This window comes from Lysobacter xanthus, from assembly GCF_047159895.1.
The window spans coordinates 22,489-29,167 of sequence record NZ_BAAGAB020000033.1; the positions used below are offsets into that span (position 1 = coordinate 22,489).

Here is a 6,679-nt window from a genome sequence, read left to right on the forward strand (position 1 = left end):
ATGTCGCTCTCGCTCCGGCGCCATCGCCGCCGCAAGCTCAAGGCCGAGATCAACGTCGTGCCGTACATCGACGTGATGCTCGTGCTGCTCATCATCTTCATGATCACCGCGCCACTGCTGAACCTCGGCGTGGACGTCGACCTGCCCAAGTCGAATGCGAAGTCGCTGCAGCAGAAGACCGACCCGGTGGTGGTGCAGGTCGATGCGCGCGGCAACTACTTCCTCACGGTGAAGGCCGGCAGCAACGAGGCGGTGAGTGCGGCCGAGCTCGCGTCGCGGCTGTCGACGATCACCGCGGGCAACCCGGACGCGCAGGTGCTGATCGGCGCCGATGCGTCGGCGAGCTACCAGACGGTCACCGATGCGATCGACGTGCTGAAGAAGGCGGGCGTCGCCAAGGTCTCGCTGATCAGCGCGCCGAAGGGCAGCCCGAAGTGAGGGTCCGACCGGCCGACGACGCGACCGCGATCGCGCTGGCGGTCGCGCTGCATGTGGGCCTCGCGCTGCTGCTGTGGATCGCCATGCGGCCGCCGCAGGTCGAGCGCGCCGAGGCGGGCGGCATGGCCGCGGACGTGGTCGACGTGGGCGAGCTATCCGGCGCGATGCAGCGCACGCTGCGCGACCGCCCTGAACCGGTGGCGCCGCTGCCCGAGCCCGTGCCCGAGCCCGAGCCCGAGGAGGTCGAGTCAGCGCCGCCGCCGCAGGACGCGCCGCAGGCGGTGATCCCCGATCCCGAGCCGGTCGAGCAGGAAGCGGTGGTCGAGACGCCGACGCCGCTGAAGGCGACCGAGCCCACGCCGCAGCCCGAGAAACACCGCCAGCAGCACGCCGACCTCACGCATCCCGACCAGAGCCAGGCGCAGGCCGAGGCCAAGCGACTGGAGGAAAAGAAGATCGCGGACCAGATCGCGGCGATCCGCGCGCGCCGCGCGGCGGCTGCGCGGGAATACGCGGCCGCCGAGGCGCGACTCGCGCAACTGGCCGCCGCGGGCGACTCGGGCAGCGCCGCGCAGGCGGCCGCGCGTTCGGACGCCGCAGCGAGCGGCGGGGGCGACGACGGCCTGCTCGGCCGCTACGCCTCTGCGCTACAGGAGGCGATCCGGGCGAAGTGGGTGCGGCCGGACAACATCCCGTCCGGCGCCCGCTGCAGCTTGGTGATCCGCCAGCTGCCGGGTGGCGAGGTCATGGACGTCTCGGTCTCGTCGCCCTGCGTCTACGACGAGGCCGGCCGTCGGTCGATCGAGGCGGCCGTGCTCAAGGCGCAGCCGTTGCCGTACGCCGGCTTCGAGAAGGTGTTCAAGCGCGAGCTCCGCCTGAATTTCCAGGCGCCTTGATCGGGCCGCCACGGCGCGTCAATCCCTGTACCGTTCAGCTGTGAGCTAGGATTCACGAACGGACTGTTAACTCTATGCAGCCCCGAGCGTGGTCCGAGGAGTGCTGATGCATCGTTTCCGTGCCTGGCTGGTGCTCGTGTTCGCCTGCGTGCTGCCCTTCGCGGCGGCGGCGCAGCAGCAGGGCCTGGAGATCGACATCGTCGGCGGCAATGCGGCAGCGCTGCCGATCGCGGTGGTCCCGTTCGAGAACGGCGCCGGTCCGACCGACGTCGCCGCCGTGGTCGCGGCCGACCTCGACCGCTCCGGGCAGTTCAAGTCGCTGCCGGTCGCCAACCTGCCCGAGCGCCCCGCGCGCAGCGAGCAGGTCAACTATCCGGCGTGGCGCGCGGTGAACCAGGACTACCTGGTCGTCGGTCGCGTCATCGATGCCGGCGGTGGCAGCTTCCGCGTGGAGTACGAACTGCTCGACGTGGCCAAGCAGAACCGGTTGCTCGGGTTCGCGCTCACCGCGCGTGCCGGTCAGATGCGCGACGTCGCGCACCAGATCGCCGACGCGATCTACGAGAAGGTCACCGGCGTGCGTGGCGCGTTCTTCACCCGCATCGCCTACGTCACCCAGACCGGCACGGGCAACGGCGCGCGTTATGCGCTCGTCGTCGCCGACAGCGACGGCTGGAACCCGCAGACCGTCGTGCGCTCCACGGAGCCGCTGATGTCCCCGTCGTGGAGCCCCGATGGTGCGCGGCTGGCGTACGTCGGCTTCGAGGGCGGCAGTTCGGCGGTCTACATCCAGACGATCGCCTCCGGCGCGCGCGAGGTCGTCGCGCATTTCCGCGGCATCAACGGCTCGCCCGAGTTCTCGCCGGACGGCCGCCGCCTCGCGATGACGCTCTCGCGCTCGGGCAATCCCGAGGTCTACGCGATGGACCTCGGCAGCCGCGCGCTCACGCAGCTCACCAACCACTACGCGATCGACACCGAGCCGACGTGGAGCGCGGACGGCTCGCGCATCTACTTCACCTCCGACCGCGGCGGCCGCCCGCAGATCTACAGCGTGGGCGCGGGCGGCGGCAGCGCGACGCGGCTGACCTTCCAGGGCAGCTACAACGCGAGCGCCACTGTCTCCTATGACGGCAAGAAGATCGCCACCGCGCAGGGCGCCGGCAACACTTATCGCATCGCCCTGATGGACTCGAGCACCGGCGGCGCACGCTGGAGCCTGCTGTCGCCCGGCAACCTCGACGAATCCCCGAGCTTCGCGCCCAACGCGAGCATGCTGATCTACGCCGCGCGCGAAGGCGGCCGCGGCGTGCTGTACGCGGTGTCGGCCGACGCACGCGTGCGCCAGCGCCTCGTGCTCGCCGACGGCGACGTGCGCGAGCCCGCATGGGGCCCTTACCGCACGCCGCGTTGAGCGTCGTGAGCTGCAGTCCGACCGAATCGCCACCAGAGGAACGCCCCGAATGAACGTCCGCTCCGCCAGCCAGCTCCTCGTCGTCGCCGCCCTGTGCACGCTCGCGATGGCCTGCTCGAAGAAGGTGAAGGAAGCCCCGCCCACCGATACGACGTCGGGCACGACCACCACGACGATGCCGACCGACACCGGCCCGACCACCGCGGGGGCGTTCGGCCCGAACGACCTCGACAGCAATGCCTGCCTGCGCCAGCGCGTTGTCTACTTCGACCTCGACCAGGACACGCTGAAGCCGGAGTTCCAGGACATCGTGAACTGCCACGCGAAGTACCTGCGCGACCGTCCGTCCTCGCGCATGACGCTCGAAGGCCACGCCGACGAGCGCGGCAGCCGCGACTACAACATGGCGCTGGGCGAGCGCCGCGGCAATGCGATCTCCTCGGCGATGCAGGCGGCCGGCGGCATGGCCTCGCAGGTCACGGTGAACTCGTTCGGCGAGGAGAAGCCGGTGTGCACGGACTCCGGCGAGTCGTGCTGGTCGAAGAACCGCCGCGTCGAGATCAGCTACAGCGCCCGCTGAGCCCGCGCGTATCGAACGGGACGGGCCGCCTGTGCGGCCCGTTTCCTTTTGGCGTTCACTCGCGCGACAGCCGCCGCGGCCGCCGCCGCGGGCATACTCGGCGCGCCTTCCCGGGGAAACGCCATGACCTTGCATCGCTCGCTCGCCGCCGCCGCCGTGGCGCTGGCCCTCGTCGCCGTCGTCCTGCCCGCCAATGCGCAGCGCGCGAGTCTCGCCGACCGCGTGGCCGCGCTCGAGCAGCGTGCGGCCGATCCGCAGCAGGGGCTGGACCTGCTCAATCAGGTCTCGCAGCTGCGCACCGAGGTGCAAAGCCTGCGCGGGCAGCTGGAGGAACTGCAGCAGGCCAACGAGCAGCTGCGCAATTCGATGCGCACCCAGTACCTCGACATCGACGGCCGGCTGCAACGCATCGAGGCCCCGGCGCCGAGCGCGCCCACGGCGGCTGCGCCTGCGGCCAAGCCGTCTCCCGCAAAGCCCGCTCCGGCCGCGACGCCTCCGGCGAAATCGGCGGCGACACCGCCCGCGCCGCGCGCGGCCGCCGGCAGCGCGACGCCCACGGGCGGCGAGCTCGCGGCCTACACGGCGGCCTTCGATGCGTTGAAGGCCGGCCGCTACGACGAGTCCTCCCGCCTGTTCGATGCCTTCCTGGACCGCTATCCGGGCGGCGTCTACGCACCGAACGCGCTGTACTGGCTCGGTGAGAGCTACTACGCCCTGCGCCTCTATGGCGACGCCGTGGGCCCGTTCGCACAGCTGCTCGACCGCTTTCCGACCCACGACAAGGCGCCGGGCGCGCTGCTCAAGCTCGGCCTCACCCGCCTGAGCCTGCGCGACGAGGACGCGGCCCGTGCCGCCTTCGCCGACGTGGTGGCCCGTTATCCGGGCACGGATGCGGCGAAGTCGGCCGCCGAACGCCTTCGCGCGCTGGGCGGCGCGCGCTGACCGGCTGAACCGGCACGGGGACCGACAGGGCAGGGAGGCGGCGCCGGCGGTAAAATCGCCGGATGAGCGTTCCCGTCACCGCGGCCGCCGCGGCCCCCGAGCGGCTGCGGCTGACCGAGATCTTCCTGTCGCTGCAGGGCGAGTCGAATTCCGTCGGCTGGCCGACCGTCTTCGTGCGCCTGACCGGCTGCCCGCTGCGCTGCCAGTACTGCGACACGACGTATTCGTTCCACGGCGGCGACTGGTGGGACATCGACGCGATCGTCGCCGAGGTCGGGCGCCTGGGCGTTCGCCATGTCTGCGTCACCGGCGGCGAACCGCTCGCGCAGAAGCGCTGCACGATCCTCCTGCAGAAGCTCTGCGACGCGGGCTACGCCGTGTCGCTGGAGACGTCGGGCGCGCTCGACATCGGCGACGTCGACCCGCGTGTCTCGCGCGTCGTCGACATCAAGACGCCGGGATCGGCGGAAGTGCATCGCAACCGCTGGGAGAACATCCCGCTGCTCACGCCGCGGGACGAGGTGAAGTTCGTGATCTGTTCGCGCGAGGACTACGAATGGTCGCGCGCCGCGGTCGTCGAGCATGCGCTCGCCTCCCGTTGCGACGTTCTGTTCTCGCCCAGCTTCGGCCAGGTGGCGCCGCGCGAGCTCGCCCAGTGGATCGTCGACGACCGCCTGCCCGTGCGCTTCCAGCTGCAGCTGCACAAGATCCTCTGGGGCGACGAGCCGGGGCGGTGACGCCATGTCGGCGTTGCGATGGCCTCGGTCGGTCGTCGCGCCGCACCCATCGCGGCGCTCCCCGCAACGCATCGCCCCCGCGCCGCGCACTCCACCCGCACGCGATCCCCGCCACATCCCATCAGGTAATGCCTTGAGTAATCACGCGTCCACCGTTTCGCCTTCGGCGCCGCGCGCCGTCGTCCTGCTCTCGGGCGGCATGGACTCCGCCGTCGTCGTCGCGATGGCGCGCGCGCAGGGGTTCGCCGTCCATGCCCTGAGCGTGCGTTACGGCCAGCGCCACACCTCCGAGCTCGCCGCCGCCGCACGCGTCGCCGCGGCGCTGGGCGCCGTCGCGCACAAGACGGTCGACGTCGACCTGCGCAGCATCGGCGGCTCGGCGCTCACCGACGAGATCGACGTGCCGACGACCGGCGATACCGGCGATTCCATTCCGGTCACCTACGTGCCCGCACGCAACACGATCATGCTGTCGCTCGCGCTCGGCTGGGCCGAGGTGATCGGCGCGAACGACCTGTTCTGCGGGGTCAATGCGGTCGACTACTCGGGCTATCCGGATTGCCGCCCGGAGTTCGTCGCCGCGTTCGAGCGCCTGGCGAACCTCGCGACGAAGGCGGGCGTCGAGGGTGCGGGGCTGCGAGTGCATGCACCGCTGCAGTTCATGAGCAAGGGCGACATCGTCCGCGAGGGCGTGCGCCTCGGCGTCGACTTCGGGCTGACCGTCTCCTGCTACCAGGCCGATGCCGACGGCCGCGCCTGCCGCGACTGCGATGCCTGCCGGCTGCGCGCTCAGGGCTTCGACGCGGCGGGGGTCGCCGATCCCACGCGATACGCCGTCGGCTGAAGGGCTGCGCGACCTGCGGTAAGATCGCGCCCCCGGTGGCTGGCCGCCGGACGTGGGTCGTTAGCTCAGTCGGTAGAGCATCGGACTTTTAATCCGCTGGTCGATGGTTCGAATCCATCACGACCCACCATCCTCCGCGCTGTGGCGCGCCGAGGGTTCCCGCAACCGGGTTTCTCCACGGCGCGGTTGGTATCCGGCATACGCCGCTTCGTTTTCAGCGGACTCTGCGGTAGGCGCCTTTTGCGCGGCCGCTTGCCGGATCCCGCTCGACAAGTGACAAGGCATCGCACGCGCCGTCTTCAGCGAACCCGGCGTATCGCTGACGCCGTGGCTGGTCAGCAAGGCCCTGCGCATGGCCTCGCGCGACAGCACGCACGATCCTTAGCGGGCGCAGGGCGGACATCTCGCTATAGCTTGGCGCCGACGAACGCGTCGGCTACGCCGAACCCGTTTTGGCTCGGCCGCGCCGCGGTGGCTCCAATCCGTCCGGTCACGTATTCGTAGCGGTCGCGCTTATTCGACGTCTGGCACGGCGATCCACGTGCGCGCATCGCGCCTCGCGCGGTTGCGGACGACACCCGGGATACGCGCCGGATTCCCGGGAGTTGCCGGGCTTCACGGTGCCGACGGGGCTTCGGTCCACCTCGCCGACCGGCGCCCACTCCATGGGTGCGCGCTCGCACGTCGTGCGTGTATCCAGGACGGTTCGTTCACCACCCGGCAAACCGCTGCCCCAAAAAAGCCCCGAACCTGCCGGGGCTTTCGGTCACGCGCCGGCTATTAGCGGCATTCGGCCGGGTAGTAGCTGGCCTTCGAGCCGCTGCCCAC

The 6,679-nt window shown here is 70.8% G+C and carries 7 protein-coding genes and 1 tRNA gene; all 8 read left to right on the plus strand.

Translation table 11 applies throughout. The features are described from left to right. On the plus strand, positions 1 to 438 hold the full coding sequence (tolR, locus tag ACY35P_RS09570) for a protein TolR (protein ID WP_462115605.1): 438 nt from the start codon (positions 1 to 3) through the stop codon (positions 436 to 438). Then, positions 435 to 1,334, plus strand: a complete 900-nt coding sequence (locus tag ACY35P_RS09575; RefSeq protein WP_462115606.1) for a TonB C-terminal domain-containing protein — start codon at positions 435 to 437, stop codon at positions 1,332 to 1,334. Before tolR ends, ACY35P_RS09575 begins: the two co-directional genes overlap by 4 nt. 106 nt (positions 1,335 to 1,440) lie before the next feature. Next, positions 1,441 to 2,748 (plus strand): Tol-Pal system beta propeller repeat protein TolB, encoded by a 1,308-nt coding sequence (gene tolB / locus ACY35P_RS09580; protein WP_462115607.1) that lies wholly within the window; start codon positions 1,441 to 1,443, stop codon positions 2,746 to 2,748. A gap of 49 nt (positions 2,749 to 2,797) precedes the next feature. Then, complete coding sequence (gene pal / locus ACY35P_RS09585) at positions 2,798 to 3,328, plus strand: peptidoglycan-associated lipoprotein Pal (RefSeq protein WP_462115608.1); 531 nt, start codon at positions 2,798 to 2,800, stop codon at positions 3,326 to 3,328. 123 nt (positions 3,329 to 3,451) lie between these two features. Beyond that, entirely contained in the window at positions 3,452 to 4,270 is an 819-nt protein-coding gene (gene ybgF, locus ACY35P_RS09590; RefSeq protein WP_462115609.1) for a tol-pal system protein YbgF, read from the plus strand. A 62-nt stretch (positions 4,271 to 4,332) separates the two neighbouring features. Then, a complete protein-coding gene (gene queE, locus ACY35P_RS09595; protein ID WP_462115610.1) occupies positions 4,333 to 5,007 on the plus strand; it encodes a 7-carboxy-7-deazaguanine synthase QueE in 675 nt (224 codons plus the stop codon). Between the two features lie 133 nt (positions 5,008 to 5,140). Beyond that, a complete protein-coding gene (gene queC / locus ACY35P_RS09600; protein WP_462115611.1) occupies positions 5,141 to 5,851 on the plus strand; it encodes a 7-cyano-7-deazaguanine synthase QueC in 711 nt (236 codons plus the stop codon). A 54-nt stretch (positions 5,852 to 5,905) separates the two neighbouring features. Continuing rightward, positions 5,906 to 5,981, plus strand: a tRNA-Lys gene (locus ACY35P_RS09605). Positions 5,982 to 6,679: the final 698 nt, after the last annotated feature.